This is a genomic window from Halomonas sp. Ps84H-12 (assembly GCF_024124725.1).
In the GTDB taxonomy this organism is placed as follows: domain Bacteria; phylum Pseudomonadota; class Gammaproteobacteria; order Pseudomonadales; family Halomonadaceae; genus Vreelandella; species Vreelandella aquamarina.
The window spans coordinates 1-15,244 of the sequence record NZ_JAMXSJ010000017.1 but is presented as its reverse complement, the minus strand read 5'-3'; the positions used below and the strand labels follow the sequence as shown (position 1 = coordinate 15,244).

13 protein-coding genes are annotated in these 15,244 nt (G+C 57.7%); 9 read left to right on the top strand and 4 right to left on the bottom strand.

Features of this window, described 5'->3' with window-relative positions; all coding sequences use genetic code 11:
• Positions 1-98: 98 nt before the first annotated feature.
• The 4 genes from NH344_RS09805 to NH344_RS09790 all read left to right on the top strand — a co-directional run bounded on the left by NH344_RS09805 (position 99) and on the right by NH344_RS09790 (position 4,361).
• Positions 99-983 carry a LysR family transcriptional regulator gene (locus NH344_RS09805; RefSeq protein ID WP_230834265.1) on the top strand — a complete coding sequence of 295 codons (885 nt, stop codon included), beginning with the start codon at positions 99-101 and terminating at the stop codon, positions 981-983.
• Positions 984-1,013: 30 nt separating this feature from the next.
• Positions 1,014-1,184, top strand: a complete 171-nt coding sequence (locus tag NH344_RS09800) for a hypothetical protein (protein ID WP_230834264.1) — start codon at positions 1,014-1,016, stop codon at positions 1,182-1,184.
• A 143-nt stretch (positions 1,185-1,327) separates the two neighbouring features.
• The gene (locus tag NH344_RS09795) at positions 1,328-3,520 is read left to right on the top strand and encodes an OsmC domain/YcaO domain-containing protein (RefSeq protein WP_253027853.1); all 2,193 of its coding nucleotides are present in this window, start codon (positions 1,328-1,330) and stop codon (positions 3,518-3,520) included.
• A 142-nt stretch (positions 3,521-3,662) separates the two neighbouring features.
• Positions 3,663-4,361: an NYN domain-containing protein gene (locus NH344_RS09790; protein ID WP_044628656.1), complete on the top strand. Its 699-nt coding sequence runs from the start codon at positions 3,663-3,665 to the stop codon at positions 4,359-4,361.
• A 196-nt stretch (positions 4,362-4,557) separates the two neighbouring features.
• Here the strand turns inward: NH344_RS09790 and NH344_RS09785 are convergent, their stop codons facing one another.
• From NH344_RS09785 to NH344_RS09770, 4 genes are all read right to left on the bottom strand, one after another.
• Positions 4,558-5,787, bottom strand: coding sequence for a spore maturation protein (locus NH344_RS09785; RefSeq protein WP_044628655.1), 1,230 nt, complete (start codon positions 5,785-5,787; stop codon positions 4,558-4,560).
• Positions 5,788-5,862: 75 nt separating this feature from the next.
• Positions 5,863-6,795, bottom strand: coding sequence for a lysine exporter LysO family protein (locus tag NH344_RS09780; RefSeq protein WP_253027852.1), 933 nt, complete (start codon positions 6,793-6,795; stop codon positions 5,863-5,865).
• Positions 6,796-7,440, bottom strand: a complete 645-nt coding sequence (locus NH344_RS09775) for a hypothetical protein (protein ID WP_089675805.1) — start codon at positions 7,438-7,440, stop codon at positions 6,796-6,798.
• Positions 7,441-7,595: 155 nt separating this feature from the next.
• Positions 7,596-8,531, bottom strand: a complete 936-nt coding sequence (locus NH344_RS09770) for a glyoxylate/hydroxypyruvate reductase A (protein WP_062374044.1) — start codon at positions 8,529-8,531, stop codon at positions 7,596-7,598.
• A gap of 299 nt (positions 8,532-8,830) precedes the next feature.
• Here NH344_RS09770 and doeA point away from each other — a divergent pair, with 299 nt between their 5' ends.
• From doeA to NH344_RS09745, 5 genes are all read left to right on the top strand, one after another.
• A complete protein-coding gene (gene doeA, locus NH344_RS09765; RefSeq protein ID WP_044628651.1) occupies positions 8,831-10,030 on the top strand; it encodes an ectoine hydrolase DoeA in 1,200 nt (399 codons plus the stop codon).
• Between the two features lie 26 nt (positions 10,031-10,056).
• Positions 10,057-11,088, top strand: a complete 1,032-nt coding sequence (doeB, locus tag NH344_RS09760; RefSeq protein ID WP_253027851.1) for a N(2)-acetyl-L-2,4-diaminobutanoate deacetylase DoeB — start codon at positions 10,057-10,059, stop codon at positions 11,086-11,088.
• Between the two features lie 8 nt (positions 11,089-11,096).
• Positions 11,097-11,573 (top strand): Lrp/AsnC family transcriptional regulator, encoded by a 477-nt coding sequence (locus NH344_RS09755; RefSeq protein ID WP_253027850.1) that lies wholly within the window; start codon positions 11,097-11,099, stop codon positions 11,571-11,573.
• A gap of 224 nt (positions 11,574-11,797) precedes the next feature.
• The gene (locus tag NH344_RS09750; RefSeq protein ID WP_054645001.1) at positions 11,798-13,294 is read left to right on the top strand and encodes an NAD-dependent succinate-semialdehyde dehydrogenase; all 1,497 of its coding nucleotides are present in this window, start codon (positions 11,798-11,800) and stop codon (positions 13,292-13,294) included.
• Positions 13,295-13,481: 187 nt separating this feature from the next.
• Positions 13,482-14,915 (top strand): aspartate aminotransferase family protein, encoded by a 1,434-nt coding sequence (locus NH344_RS09745; RefSeq protein ID WP_253027849.1) that lies wholly within the window; start codon positions 13,482-13,484, stop codon positions 14,913-14,915.
• The last annotated feature ends 329 nt before the right edge of the window (positions 14,916-15,244 follow it).

Genomic DNA, 15,244 nt, shown 5'->3' with positions numbered 1-15,244 from the left:
GAATGGCGTCATCATGCCTGGGTGTCGTTTTATGAAAAAGAGGGCTAATGTAGCTAACAGTTTCTCATTTTCTTTGAAAATAAGGGCGCCATCGACCCATGCGTACCGATGACCTAAACGTGCTTGTCTACGCCGCCGAGCACGGCAGCCTTTCCGCTGCCGCGCGGGAGCTGGCGATTACCCCAGCGGTGGCTAGCGTTGCGATCAAACGGCTTGAAGACGCGCTAGGCACGCGGCTGCTGGTGCGCTCTACCCGCAGCTTGCGGCTAACGCCCGCCGGGGCGCACTATTTGGTGCATGCGAAAACGGCGCTGAGTGCCCTTGCCGAAGGGGAAAAAGAACTGCACCGCGAGCGCCAGGAGATAGCGGGAGAGCTCAGCCTCTCCATGCCGTCTGATCTGGGCCGCAACGTGCTGCTGGGCTGGCTGGATCGCTTTATGGCGCGGCATCCGCAGCTGCGCCTGCGGCTTCGGGTGAGTGACCGGGTGAGCGACCTGTTTCGCCAGCCGGTGGAGATTGCCCTGCGCTACGGCGTGCCGGAGGATTCCAGCCTGATAGCCCTGCCGCTAAAAAGCGATAACCACCGGGCGGTGTGCGCAGCACCAAGCTATATCGCGCGCCACGGCGAGCCTGCCACTCCAGATGAATTACGCCAGCACAACTGCCTCTGCTTCAACCTGGGCGAGCGGGTGCACAACCAGTGGCAGTTCGGCAGTGAGCGTATCAGCGTGCAGGGCAATCGAGTGAGCGACGATGCCGAGTGCGTGCGCCGCTGGGCGCTGGCGGGAGAGGGCATTGCCTATAAATCTCGCCTCGATGTTCAGACAGACCTCGAGGCAGGCCGCTTGGTGGCGCTGTTGGCTGCGTTTCCTACCGAGCCCGCGCCGCTGTATCTCGTCTGCCCGCATCGGCTGTCGCTCACGCCCGCAGTGGTCGCGCTGAAAGACTTTCTGATCGAACGGTTACAAGAAGTCGTCGAATGAAGAGCATCATCTATCCGCGAGGAGCTCGTTATGTTTGAAGGGTTTGAAAAACAGACACGCCGCGTTAACGGCGTCGATATTGCCTATCGGATGGGTGCCCGCAGCGCGGGCATGGCACCGTTCGCCCCAGAAGCGCTGGCGGAGTACGAGCGCTGCCTTGCGGGCGCTATATCGCCGAAGAGATTCCTGACCTGCTGCTAGAGGAGTCGCTGCCGTTCTTGCTGGAGCCGCAATAAGCGATTCACGCGACTGCCCAAGACGAAGCGGGCAAAAAACTGGATAATGGCCGCCATTCGCCTGATGCGTTGGCGCTCAGGCACACTCATTACTCTGGACGCCCGCTTATGGAAATCAAAGTTAACTATCTCGACAACCTCCGCCTGGAGTCCAAGTTCGACGATTTTACGGTCATCTCCGACCAGCCGATTCGCTACAAGGGCGACGGCTCGGCCCCTGGCCCGTTTGACTACTTCCTGGCGTCGTCGGCCATGTGTGCCGCCTACTTCGTCAAGGTGTACTGCAACGCGCGCAATATTCCCACCGAGAACATTCGCCTGTCGCAAAACAACATCGTTGACCCGGAAAACCGCTACAAGCAGATCTTCAAAATCCAGGTCGAGCTGCCGGAAGATATCTCGGAAAAGGATCGCGAAGGCATCCTGCGCTCCATCGACCGCTGTACAGTGAAGAAGGTCGTTCAGACCGGCCCCGAGTTCCAGATCGAAGTGGTCGAGAACATCGATGAGGACGCCCAGGCGCTGCTGATGGGCGCGCCGGAAGGGGGCAGCACCTTTATCCCCGGTAAAGACCTGCCGCTGGAGCAGACCATTGCCAACATGAGCGGTATTTTGGCCGACCTCGGCATGAAGATTGAGATTGCCTCCTGGCGCAATATCGTGCCCCACGTGTGGTCGCTGCATATCCGCGATGCGGCTTCGCCCATGTGCTTTACCAACGGCAAAGGCGCGACCAAAGAGAGCGCGCTCTGTTCGGCGCTGGGCGAGTTCATCGAGCGTTTGAGCTGCAACTTCTTCTACAACGATCAGTTCTTGGGTGAAGAGATCGCGAACAGCGAATTCGTGCACTACCCTAACGAGAAGTGGTTTAAACCAGGGCCGAATGACGAGCTGCCGGAAGGCATTCTCGACGAGCACTGCCTGGCGATTTACAACCCGGAAGGCGAGCTGGGTGGATCGAACCTGATCGATACCAACTCGGGCCGCGAAGATCGCGGCATCGTTTCGCTGCCCTTTGTGCGCCAAAGCGATGGCGAAACGGTCTACTTCCCCTCCAATCTGATTGAAAACCTGTTCCTCAGCAACGGCATGAGCGCGGGCAACACCCTGGTGGAAGCCCAGGTGCAGTGCCTTTCAGAAATTTTCGAGCGGGCGGTGAAGCGGGAGATCCTCGAACAGGAATTGACGCTGCCCGACGTGCCGCAAGAAGTACTGGCCAAGTACCCGAGCATTGTCGAGGGCATTAACGCCCTGGAAGCTCAGGGCTTCCCGGTGCTGGTGAAGGATGCCTCCATGGGTGGGCAATTCCCGGTCATGTGCGTGACGCTAATGAACCCGCGCACCGGCGGTGTGTTTGCCTCCTTTGGTGCCCACCCAAGCTTTGAAGTGGCGCTGGAGCGCAGCCTGACCGAGCTGCTTCAAGGGCGCAGCTTTGAAGGCTTTAACGACCTGCCGCTGCCGACATTTAACTCGCAAACCGTCTCCGAGCCGAACAACTTCGTAGAACACTTTATCGACTCTTTCGGCGTGGTGTCGTGGCGTTTCTTTAGTGCCAAGCCTGATTTTGAATTCAGTGAATGGGACTTCTCCGGCAGCAACGAAGAAGAGGCCAATACGCTGTTTGGCATTTTTGAACAGCTGGGCGCGGAAGTGTACATGGCGGTCCACGAAGACCTGGGCGCGCCGGTGTGCCGGATTCTGGTGCCAGGCTACTCCGAGGTGTACCCCATTGAAGATCTGATTTGGGATAACACCAACAAGGCGCTGGATTACCGCGAGGACATTCTCAATCTGCACCGCCTGGATAACGACCAGCTCACTGATCTGGTCGAGCGGCTGGAAGAGAGCCAGATGGACGACCACACCGATATCATCACGCTGATTGGTATCGAGTTCGACGAGAACACCGTGTGGGGCCAGCTGACCATTCTGGAGCTGAAACTGCTGGTTTACCTGGCACTTGGCCGCCATGAAGAGGCGCTTGACTGCGTGCAGATGTTCCTCCAGTACAATGACAACACCGTTGAGCGCGGCCTGTTCTACCAGGCGGTGAACGCGGTACTGGAGATTGAGCTGGACGACGAATTGGCGCTGGACGACTACCTGCCCAACTTCAAGCGCATGTTCGGTGAAGCGACTATGGAGGCGGTCGTGGGTTCAGTAGACGGCAGCGTGCGCTTCCACGGCCTCACGCCCACCAATATGCAGTTAGAGGGCTTGGATCGCCACCAGCGCCTGATCGAAAGCTACAAGAAGCTTCACGCAGCGCGAGCGGCAAAAGCGGGTATTGCGCGCATGTAACCTGTAGAGGCGATTGGGGTTGACGAGGCATTAAGTACTCCGTAAGCTAGAAATTATCCACGCCTTAGGCAGTAAGCTTTCCCACATATCTCGGGATAAGCCGACCCCTAGGGCGTTTTTTGTTTGAAGAAGGAAAAAAGCCATGCCTACAGCAATATTGATTGATGGTGGCTATTTTATTAAGCGTTTCAGGCGCATAGAGCCCTCCAATGCGTATGATGGAAAAAGAGCAGCTGATTGTTTGTTTCGGTGGGCGGTAAGTCACTTGCATGAGAAGAGCCGCCATGGAAACAGTCAAACGAATCAACGGCGTGATTTGTACAGAATTTTTTTCTACGACTGCCCGCCCCTATCGAAAAAGATGCATAACCCTATTTCAGGGAAAGCCATCGACTTTTCCAAAACGCCAGAGGCGCTTTTTCGTAAAGAGCTGCACCAAGCCTTGTTGGGGAAACGCAAATTAGCAGTCCGTCTGGGCCATCTTTCGGATGATGCTCAGTGGACACTTAAACCTGAAAAAATCAAAGCATTGCTAAAGCATAAAATATCGCTTGATGATTTGACTGAGAATGATGTGCGCGTTGATGTTCGGCAAAAGGGGGTCGATATGCGTATAGGAGTTGATGTCACTTCTTTGACGTTAAAAGGGCAAGTTGATCAAATTGTGCTTATGGCTGGTGACGCTGATTTTGTACCTGCTGCAAAAATTGCGAGACGCGAAGGTATCGATTTCATCCTCGATCCAATGTGGCAGACGATTCCCGCAGGATTGCACGAGCATATTGATGGGCTAAGAACGACTTGCCCGAAGCCAGAACTTCCTCTTAGGCGCCAATACTGATGAGGAGTTTTGTTTAGTCTTAAAAGAACAGTTAGTGAATTTTGTAAGTCCCCTAACGGTGCGTTGCCTTAAAAGGCCCGCACCGTTTTTATGTGATGCACTTTGGTGCAGCAATTGGCGCAGTGAGTGCAACCAACTGCACCGCTGCGCCAAATTTCATGGCAGGCCTGGCTTGGTACAACACTCTTCGCGCAATTCAGCCAAAGAACCAGTAGCACACCAGAATGGCGGTGGTGATGCCTGCTATATCGGCGACCAGGGCGCATCCCAACCCATGGCGAATGCGGGTGATGCCTACGGCACCGAAGTAAACCGCCAGCACGTAAAACGTGGTTTCGGTGCTGCCTTGGAAGGTGGCTGCCAGTAGCCCAGGGAAGCTATCGACACCAAAGGTGTTCATGGTTTCGATCATCATGGCACGGGAGCCGCTACCGGAGAGCGGTTTCACAAAGGCGGTGGGTAGCGCATCCACAAAGCGGGTGTCCCAGCCGATGCCCTCAACCAGCCAGCGGATCCCGCCAAGCCCGGCATCCAGCACGCCGCTGGCGCGCAGCACACCCACCGCGACCAGCATGGCAATTAGGTAGGGCAGCAGGGTGATGGTAAAGCTCAGGCCCTCTTTAGCCCCTTCGATAAAGGCGTCGTACACCTTCACTCCGCGAAGCGCGCCAACCACCAGAAACATCATCACAATGCTAAACAGGGTCAGATTGCCCACCAGCGTTGAGGCCGCCGCCAGCGCCTGAGCGGACATCCCCGCTAAAGTAGTGATCAATAGCCCTAACGCTAACGCAGCTGCCACTAAATAGGCCAACACGACCGGGTGCCAGAGCTTTAAACGCTGCATCACCGCTACTGCCAAAAGCCCAGCCAGGCTAGAAGCGCTAGTCGCGAGCAAGATAGGTAAAAATACCAGCGTGGGGTCGGTGGCTCCCTGCTGGGCGCGGTACATAAAAATAGTGACGGGCAGCAGGGTGAGCGACGAGGTATTAAGCACTAAAAACAGGATTTGAGCGTTGCTGGCAGTCTCACTGCTGGGATTAAGGCTTTGCAGCGAATGCATCGCTTTGATACCGATCGGCGTGGCGGCGTTATCCAGGCCGAGAATGTTCGCCGCGAAGTTCATGCTAATCAGCCCCATGGCCGGGTGGCCACGGGGCACTTCGGGCATCAGGCGGCTAAAAAGCGGGTCGAGTACCCGCCCCAGTAGTCGTATCAACCCTGCCTTTTCGGCAATGGAAAGAAACCCCAGCCACAGCGTCATGGTGCCCAGCAGCACCAAGATAATATCGACGCTCACCTTCGCCATATCGAACAGCGACTGCACCAAGCGGGCAAACACTTCGCTATCGCCACCCACCAGCCACTGCCAGAGCGATGCCGCAAAGGCGGCAATAAAGAAGCTTAACCAGATTCCGTTGAGCATGGCGGGTGGGCGTCCTTGGTCATAAAAGAGGGTATGCGTTTGCTGCGTATCCTAACCAAGGAGCGCCCGTGCGTGCTAACCCGAAAGCGAAAGAAAGAACAGAATCAGCGGAGGCGACAGCAGCGAGAGGATAAAGCCGCTAACCACGGCAATGGGCACACAGGCCACGCCGCCGTGCTGCTGGATAACAGGAAGAGTGAAATCCATGGAGGTCGCCCCGCCGTAGCCAATCGCCAGCGCGGTGTGGCGGTGAATGACCAGCGGGATCAGGATGAACGCCAGCAGCTCGCGGGTGAGGTCGTTGAAGAACGCCACACCACCCATCAGCGGGCCGAGCTGGTCGCCAATCAGGATGGCGGACAGCGAGTACCAGCCGAAGCCCGAGGCCATGGCGAGGCCCTCGTTCCAGCTCAGTGAGAGCAGCGGGGCGGCGGCCAGCCCCGCCAGTAGCGAACTCAACGCCAGCGTGACGGCAATGGCAAGCCCCAAGCGGTTGAGCAAAATTTGCTTCAGCGGCATACCGGAGTTGCGTAACTGGCAGCCAATCAACACCAGCAGCAGGTACAGCACCCACTCGGCTAGCCAGTCGGCGGTGGTGAACAGCGTCTCGCCAACCATTGGCCCAAGCAGCAGCCCCGCAGTGACACCCGCTGCGACCACGCCCACCAGCATTAACGAGCCCTGCATGGCGGCGAGTTTGCTGGTGGGGGCATCTTTCACTACCGGAGAGCCGCTCGCGCTGAGCCGCACTCGCCGAGAAAGCCACCACAGTGCGGCTAAGTTAAACAGCGTGGTGATGGTAAACAGCAGTAGGGCATTGCCACCCAGACGAGAGAGCTGGCTGCCTAAATTCTCAAGCCCGGCGAGGCTCACACCCATAAACAGCAGAATCAGGTACACCGAGCCGCTGACGGCTCGGTTAATCAGATTCAGCAAGCGGGTCGAACGGACACGTACCAAGTAGCCCAAAAACAGCGGCAGTAAAACGATCAATAGGCCAGAGAGCATTTAGGGCGCGTTACCCCCGGCGGGGTTGAAGTGGGTCATGGTGAGTGTCGTTTGTCGGCGCCCCTCTTTTTCATAGGTGGCTGAGAGGATGAGCCCCGGCCAGTCAGGATGGAAGTTGATCAGCAAATGCCGGTCAGGCTTTTCGGCATCAATCAGCGTGACCTGCTTAGCGTCGAACTCACCGGCAGGCACACGGGCTGTAGTGGGCTCGTTCACGAAGTACTGGAAGTGTTCGTCGCGCCCACGGTGATCCACGAAGTCGATATCGCAGGGGTTGCTCTCGGTGCAGCCTTCGGTGCCAGCCCGGCGGGAGAGGTCGAACAGGGCGGCTTGACGATCGATGGAGGGAATGTCGTCTTGGTTGAGCTGATAGCTGTCGCCGACGCCGAAGAGAGAGTAGCTGCTGTTATAAAGCAAAGAGTGTGTGTCGCCATCATCGATGTAGAAACGACTGCGCTCGTTACCTCGGGCGACGGCAATGGAGAAACTCATGTCGCTCAGCCAATGCGAGCCTTCATGCGTGAGCGTATGGGTAATGTTGGCGCTCGGCCAGCCGCGAATTTCAAGCCGGTACTGCGCCTCGAATGGCTGAGGAGAGGCCAAGGAAGCGCTGTCATCGGCAAGCGCGACGGCGCTGTTCGTCATCAGCGCGGCAGTCAATGTAGCGCCCAATAGGCCGTGCCGTGTGTTACGAGCGAATGTGTGTTGCAAAGGCTCCTCCTCCCTACAGTGTGTCTTCCTAAGAGCCTTTAGCGAGCGCTTGGTTCCGTGGGCGAGTATAACGAGCGTGGCGTTAAACGTCAGTAGCCCATGTCGGGGTTAACGGTAGCCAGGGTTTCACCCGCCTCAAAGGCGTGCAGGTACGAAATCACTTGATCAATGGCATCGTTAAGCGGTGTGGGGGCCGCCATATGCGGAGTGACGATGACCTTAGGGTGCTGCCAGAGCGGGTTGTTTGCCGGTAGCGGCTCTTCATGGAAAACATCCAGCAGTGCTCCGCGCAGGTGCCCTGGCTGGCCGTCATGGCCAAGTGCGTCCAGCAGTGCTTGCTCATCAATCAAGCTACCACGGCCTGGGTTAATGATGCTGGCACCTTTCGGCAGTTGTGCCAGCCGCTCGGCGTTAAGAATGTGCTGGGTAGCCGCTGTATCGGGGAGAATGGTCACTACGCTTTGCGCTTGGTTCAGTAGCTCGTTTAAACCGTCCTCGCCATGCAGGCAGCGCACGCCGCTGATCTGTTTGGGGGTACGGCTCCAGCCAAGCACCGGGAACCCAGCCTGTTGAAGCGCGCTAGCCACATAGCTGCCGATAGCGCCTAGCCCTAATACACCCACCGGCCAGTTCGCTTTATCCGGCACCGCATGGGGCTGCCACTGGGCATTTGGCTGCTGAGCGGCGTAGCGGTCCATGCTGCGGTAGAAGTTCAGCACGCCGTAAAGCACATAGTCGGCCATCAATTCGCTCATGCCTGCATCGCGTAGTTTCACAATAGGGACATCCTTGGGGAGCCCAGGCGTCTTCAGCAAATAATCGACCCCAGCCCCTAGGTTAATAATGCCTTTTAGCTGCGTTTGTTCTTGCAGGAGGTGAGCGGGCGCTTTCCACACGGCTAGGTAGTCGGCGTTGGCTCGTTCGCTGGCGGGGGCATCACTGGTAAGCACGGTGGCCTCTGGAAGCGCCTCTGCAATAGCGGCCTGCCACTGGGCCGCGTCGTCAATATGCACTACGACTTTCATGTTATCTCCTTGTACTCAGTTAATAATGCATGCTGACTATCATGGGCGAGAGGAGCTTAATACCGCAACCTGAGGGCATTATGGAGAACGCTGTCAACGTGTAGATAAAGCTAACGTTAACAGCATATGAAATTTTTGTAATAAAGGCTTTGACCGGCAGCCAAGGGGGGGTGCTAGTATCGCCTTAAGACGACATTGGCGGGCCAGCAGCGGCGGTGGCCAGGTCGATCCTGTGGCCCAGCGCAGTGAGCCTTAGGGCATGCGCTGGTTCTTAGTGATCTTTGATGGCGAGTTGCCCGATGACTGAGGTTTCCCTGCCTTTCACTCGTGAAGAGTATGCAAACCGCCTGTGGAAGGTGCGTGCTGAAATGGCCGGTCGTGGTATTGACGTATTGATCGTCAGCGACCCCTCCAACATGGCGTGGCTAACCGGCTACGATGGTTGGTCATTTTATGTCCACCAGTGCGTGCTGGTGGGGCTGGAAGGCGAACCCGTATGGTTCGGCCGCCGGATGGATGCCAATGGTGCACTGCGCACCTGCTGGATTCATCCCGATAATATTACCTACTACCCGGATTACTACGTCCAGAACCCTGATATGCACCCGATGGAGTATCTGGCGCAGTCGATTATGCCGGACCGTGGCTGGCATATCGGTGTGGTGGGCATGGAGATGGATAACTACTACTTCTCCGCTAAAGCGTATCAAAGCCTGCTGAAAGAGTTGCCCCATGCGCGCTTTATGGATGCCAACTCGCTGGTGAACTGGTGCCGGGCGATCAAGTCGCCTCAAGAAATTGCTTATATGCGGGTAGCGGCCAGAATCGTCGAGGGGATGCACTCGCGCATTCTTGAGGTGATTGAGCCCGGTCTGCCCAAGAGCAAGCTGGTATCGGAGATTTATCGCGTGGGCATTGAGGGCTTTGTCGATGAAAACGGCAAAGTATTTGGCGGTGATTACCCCGCCATCGTGCCCATGTTGCCCACCGGTAAAGATGCAGCCGCACCCCACTTAACCTGGGACGATACGCCATTTCGCACCGGCGAAGGCACCTTCTTCGAGATTGCGGGCGTGTTTAAGCGTTACCATGCGCCTATGTCGCGCACGGTGTTTCTCGGCACGCCACCGGTTGATTTTATCCGTGCGGAGTCGGCGCTGCTGGAAGGTATCGAGAATGGCCTAGCGGTTGCCAAGCCCGGCAATCGCACGGCCGATATCGCCATGGCGCTGGGTGCGGCGATGGATAAATATGGCTTTGACCGCGGTGGTGCCCGCTGTGGTTACCCCATCGGTATCTCTTACCCACCCGACTGGGGCGAGCGCACCATGAGTTTGCGCCCCTCGGATGAAACCATCCTGCAGCCCGGCATGACCTTCCACTTCATGCCCGGCCTATGGGTTGATGACTGGGGCCTGGAGATTACCGAAAGTATCCTAATAACCGAAGATGGCTGTGAAACCCTGGCGAATTTCCCCCGCCAGCTGTTCGTCAAATAGCCGCGTGATAACACAAGGGAAACACAATGACGCTTCAACCGAACCAACTGCGGCCAAGCCCCATTTCCGCCACCGTTGATTTCGACGCCGATGGCGTGCAGCACGGCTTTTTAAAACTGCCGATTTCCACCGATGAGTCGGCTTGGGGCGCGGTGATGATCCCCGTCACGGTAGTAAAAAATGGCGAAGGCCCCACGGCACTGCTCACCGGCGGCAACCATGGCGATGAGTACGAGGGCATCACTTCGCTGTTGAAGCTCTCCTCGACGCTGAAAGCGGAAGACGTGACCGGACGCGTGATCATCGTGCCCTGCATGAATACCCCAGCGGTGATGGCGGGCAAACGCACCTCACCCATGGATAAAGGCAACCTGAACCGCAGCTTTCCTGGCGACCCTAACGGCACGGTGACCTCGCAAATTGCCGACTACTTCACCCGCGTGCTGGTGCCCATGAGCGATGTGGTACTCGACCTGCACTCTGGCGGCCGCACGCTGGATATTCTGCCGTTTGGCGCTTCCCACGTGCTGGATGACAAAGCGCAACAGCAGGCCGCCCTGGAAGGGGCTAAAGCGTTTGGCGCGCCTTACGCCATGGTGATGTTTGAGTTGGATGCCGAAAAACTCTTCGACACCGCCTGCGAGCGCCAAGGCAAGGTGTTTGTGGCGACCGAACTGGGCGGCGGCGGCACCTCTACGCCGCAAAGCATTGCCATTGCCGAACGTGGCGTGCGCAACTTCTTGATTCATTATGGTTTAGTAGAGGGCAGTCTAGAAATGCCCGAAGGCGGGCAAATGTACCTCGATATGCCAGATGCTAGCTGCTACGTGCAGAGCCAGCATTCGGGCGTATTAGAGCTGCTGGTGGCACTGGGCGACGAAGTGAAGAAGGGCCAAACCATCGCTTATGTCTACGATATGACCCGCAGCGGCACCGCACCAGTGGCGTACAAGGCCGAGCGCGATGGCATTCTCATGGCCCGCCGTGCGCCCTCGCTGATCAATATGGGGGACACCCTGGCGGTGATCGCCGATGTTGTCGAACGCCTGGAGGCGTAGCCCCCGGCATGATGAAACTGGACCGTTTTGATCTCAAAATCCTCGATATCCTCTCCCGGGACGGGCGAATCACCAAATCGAAGCTGGCCGAGGCGATCAACCTCTCGGTCAGCCCCTGCTGGGAACGGGTGAAGCGCCTGGAAAAGGCCGGAGTGATCGAGGGCTACACCGCGCGCATCAATGCTGACGTGCTGGTGCCGCGCAACCCAGTGTGGGTGCAGATCGAGCTCAAACAGCACAATGCCGAAAGCTTTGCCCGTTTTGAAGCCTTGGTGATGCAAACTCCCGAAGTGACCGAGTGCGTGGCCGTCGGCGGTGGCGTCGATTATCTGGTGAAGTTCGAAGCCCGCACCATCGATAGCTACCAGCGCTTGATGGATAAATGGCTGGTATCGGAGGCGGGCATTGAGCGCTACTTTACGTATATCGTGACGAAGACCGTCAAGCATCAGCCGATTGGCATCGACCCCAGCGCTGCGCTTTAGCCGCTTTGCCTTGCGGCCAAAAAAAACCATCATAAAACGTCTTGCCACAAAAAAAGTGCCGGAAAACACCGGCGCTTTCAAAAACACTTCGTGGCGATTCTCCCTTACGCTAGGCACATCGATTCAGCGCGTCCCTTGGGCCGCGATGGATAACCCCTTTGATGTGCACGATGTGTCGCCTTTAGCTGGCCTCATCGTACTGGCTGCAACCTGGGGAGGTGCCCATGACCACACTATCGACCACGCTTGCTAAACGCCTGGAAGATCCGCGCCTGTTCCGGCAGTACGCCTACGTGAACGGCAAGTGGACCCATGGCGAAGGTGGCCGTGAAGAGGCCGTGTACGACCCGGCAACCAACGAAGCCATTGGCCATATTCCGCTGCTGGAAGCAGAGCAAATTACCGCTGCTGTGGATGCCGCCGAAGCGGCGTTTGTCCACTGGCGGGCACTGCGCGCCGACGAGCGCTGCGAACGCCTGCTGGCCTGGTACGACCTCATTCAAGCCAACCGCGAAGACCTAGCGACCATCATGACCCTGGAGCAGGGCAAACCGCTGCCCGATGCCCGTGGTGAAGTAGAGTATGGCGCAAGCTTCGTGCGTTGGTTCGCGGAAGAGGGCAAGCGCACCTACGGCGAGACCATCCCGAGCCACATTCCCAATGCATCGCTCGGCACCATTAAAGAGCCGGTGGGCATTGCCGCGATGATCACACCTTGGAACTTCCCGCTGGCGATGATCACCCGTAAAGCCGCTGCCGCGCTGGCCGCAGGCTGCCCGGTGATTGTGAAGCCTGCCAACGAAACGCCGTTCTCGGCGCTGGCGCTGGCAGAACTTGCCGAGCGAGCGGGCATCCCAGAAGGCATCTTCAACGTGGTATTGGGCGAGCCTGCGGAAGTCTCCAAGATTTTGTGCAGCGAACCGCGTATTCGTGCGCTCTCGTTCACCGGCTCCACCCGCGTTGGCCGCCTGCTCATTGAGCAAAGCGCTAACACCGTGAAGCGTCTTTCACTGGAGCTGGGTGGCAACGCGCCGTTTATCGTCGGGCCAGATATGGACCCGAAAGAGGCCGCCTATGCGGCGGTAGCGGCCAAGTTCCAAACCGCTGGGCAAGACTGCCTAGCTGCTAACCGGATTTTAGTACACGAATCGATTCACGATGAGTTCGTGGCCCAGTTCACCGAGCGTATGGCGGCCCTCACCGTGGGCAATGGCCTGCACGGCGAAGTTGATCTTGGCCCGCTCATTCATCGCCAGGCGGTCGAAAAAGCAGCCGCGATTGTGGACGACGCGATCTCCCAAGGCGCTACGATGGTGGCGGGCGACCAAAGCCAAGCGCCGGGCGACAACTTCTTTATGCCAGTGCTGCTGACCGGTGTGACACCGCAAATGAAAGTATGGCGGGAAGAGAACTTTGCCCCCGTGGCTGGCATTACCGCTTATAGTAGCGACGACGAAGTGATCGAGATGGCCAACGACACCGAATACGGCCTGGCCGCGTACATCTACACCCACGATATTCGTCGTATTTGGAAGCTGATGCGCGCACTGGAGTACGGCATGGTGAGCGTCAACTCCGTGAAGATGACCGGCCCGCCCGTGCCCTTCGGCGGCGTCAAACAGTCCGGCCTTGGCCGTGAAGGTGGCGCTACAGGTATCGATGAGTATCTGGAAACGAAGTACTACTGCCTGGGCGCGCTGGGTTCGGTATCGGGCAGCTAGGTTTAAGAACCACAGCATCGCGCGCTGAAGCGCCCTCCCACAACACCCGCTGAGGTGCTTGAATAGGCCCTGTGGGAGGCCGGCTCCGCCGGGCGAAGGCACCGCTAGGTGCCCAACATTACGTCAGTCACCAAAGATAAAACACCCTCCCCAACAGTGGGGAGGTTTATTGTAAAGAGAGAATGTTATGAGCTTGCATCAGGATCTGATCGAACGCGACCGTAAAGTCACCTTCCACGCCTCCACCCACCTGCGTGATTTCGCCCACGGCGACGCACCGGGCCGTGTTATTACCGGTGGTAAAGGTATTCATATTGTTGATAAAGATGGCCGCGAGTTCATCGACGGTTTTGCGGGACTTTACTGTGTGAACATCGGCTATGGCCGCACCGAAGTAGCAGAAGCGATTTATAAGCAGGCGCTGGAACTCTCCTACTACCACACCTACGTAGGCCATTCCAACGAGCCGCAAATCGAGCTTTCCGAGCGCGTGCTGAAAATCGCAGGCCTCAACATGTCCAAGGTCTACTACGGCATGTCGGGTTCTGATGCCAACGAAACCCAGCTCAAGATCGTGCGTTACTACAACAACGTACTGGGCCGCCCGCAGAAGAAAAAGGTCATCTCGCGCATGCGCGGCTACCACGGCTCCGGCATCGCGTCTGGCTCGCTGACCGGCCTGAAGGCGTTCCACGACCACTTCGACCTGCCCATCGATACCATCCGCCATACCGAAGCGCCGCACTACTACCTGCGTGCCGCCGAGCAGCATGGCATGACCGAGCTCGAATTTTCTGCCTACTGCGCGGACAAGTTGGAAGCCATGATTCTGGAGGAAGGGCCGGACACCGTGGCTGCCTTTATCGGCGAGCCAGTACTTGGCACTGGCGGTATTGTGCCGCCGCCGGAAGGCTACTGGGAAGCGATTCAGCCGGTACTGGATAAGTACGACGTGCTGCTAATTGCCGACGAAGTGGTATGTGGCTTCGGCCGTACCGGCTCCGACTTCGGTAGCCACCACTACAATATGAAGCCTGACCTGATCACTATCGCCAAAGGCCTGACCAGCGCCTACCAGCCGCTATCTGGCGTAATTGTTGGTGACAAAGTATGGAAAGTGCTTGAGCAGGGTACCGGCGAGTTCGGTCCTATCGGCCACGGCTGGACCTACTCAGGCCACGCCCTGGGTTGTGCCGCAGGCCTTGCCAACCTGGATATCATCGAGCGCGAAAACCTAGTGGGCAACGCGGCTGAAACCGGCGACTACTTCCAGCAGCAGCTGAAAGCGACGTTTGAAGGCCACCCGCTGTTGGGTGATGTGCGCGGTGTTGGCCTGATGGCTGCGCTGGAATTCTCTCCGGATGCCAAACAGCGCCTGCACTTCGACCCCGCGCTGAAAGTGGGCCCGCGTGTCGCCGCTGCCGCGCTGGAAGAGAACCTGATTGCCCGCGCCATGCCCCAAGGTGACATTCTAGGTTTTGCGCCGCCGCTGACCATCAATCGTGGTGAAGTGGACGAGATGATTGGCCGTGCCAAACGTGCCATCGACCGCGTGACCGATGAGTTAGTGCGCTCCGGCGACCTGAAAACGGGCCAGCAAGAAGCCGCTTTTACCGTTTAATCGCCTGCGTTAGCCGTTTAAGCGCCGCTGCTGATGCAGCGGCGTTTTTGTTGTGCGCCAGGCATGGCGCGCAGCGCCTTGACTGGCGCTATTCCTGAGGGTGGTGCCTCACAGGATGACTTGGGGGTGAAAGTCCCCTACGGACCCTGATAGCGGGAACCGTTAGCTGAACAGCAAGGGTGTCTGCCGCAAGGCAGAATCTGAAGGAAGCTGAAGGCAAACTCCCGGCCCGACGAACAGAAATCGCATACGAGGCTATCGCACCCGGGCGAGAGTGCAATGATCCTCAAAGCCCCATAGCTATCCGGAAGGGGCGATAGTAAATGCGG

What these genes read in the sequence shown, in the direction of transcription:
- NH344_RS09805 (WP_230834265.1), top strand. Translation starts at nt 99, where the DNA reads ATGCGTACCGATGACCTAAACGTGCTTGTCTACGCCGCCGAGCACGGC.
- NH344_RS09800 (WP_230834264.1), top strand. Translation starts at nt 1,014, where the DNA reads ATGTTTGAAGGGTTTGAAAAACAGACACGCCGCGTTAACGGCGTCGAT.
- NH344_RS09795 (WP_253027853.1), top strand. Translation starts at nt 1,328, where the DNA reads ATGGAAATCAAAGTTAACTATCTCGACAACCTCCGCCTGGAGTCCAAG.
- NH344_RS09790 (WP_044628656.1), top strand. Translation starts at nt 3,663, where the DNA reads ATGCCTACAGCAATATTGATTGATGGTGGCTATTTTATTAAGCGTTTC.
- NH344_RS09785 (WP_044628655.1), bottom strand. Translation starts at nt 5,787, where the DNA reads ATGCTCAACGGAATCTGGTTAAGCTTCTTTATTGCCGCCTTTGCGGCA.
- NH344_RS09780 (WP_253027852.1), bottom strand. Translation starts at nt 6,795, where the DNA reads ATGCTCTCTGGCCTATTGATCGTTTTACTGCCGCTGTTTTTGGGCTAC.
- NH344_RS09775 (WP_089675805.1), bottom strand. Translation starts at nt 7,440, where the DNA reads ATGACGAACAGCGCCGTCGCGCTTGCCGATGACAGCGCTTCCTTGGCC.
- NH344_RS09770 (WP_062374044.1), bottom strand. Translation starts at nt 8,531, where the DNA reads ATGAAAGTCGTAGTGCATATTGACGACGCGGCCCAGTGGCAGGCCGCT.
- doeA (WP_044628651.1), top strand. Translation starts at nt 8,831, where the DNA reads ATGACTGAGGTTTCCCTGCCTTTCACTCGTGAAGAGTATGCAAACCGC.
- doeB (WP_253027851.1), top strand. Translation starts at nt 10,057, where the DNA reads ATGACGCTTCAACCGAACCAACTGCGGCCAAGCCCCATTTCCGCCACC.
- NH344_RS09755 (WP_253027850.1), top strand. Translation starts at nt 11,097, where the DNA reads ATGATGAAACTGGACCGTTTTGATCTCAAAATCCTCGATATCCTCTCC.
- NH344_RS09750 (WP_054645001.1), top strand. Translation starts at nt 11,798, where the DNA reads ATGACCACACTATCGACCACGCTTGCTAAACGCCTGGAAGATCCGCGC.
- NH344_RS09745 (WP_253027849.1), top strand. Translation starts at nt 13,482, where the DNA reads ATGAGCTTGCATCAGGATCTGATCGAACGCGACCGTAAAGTCACCTTC.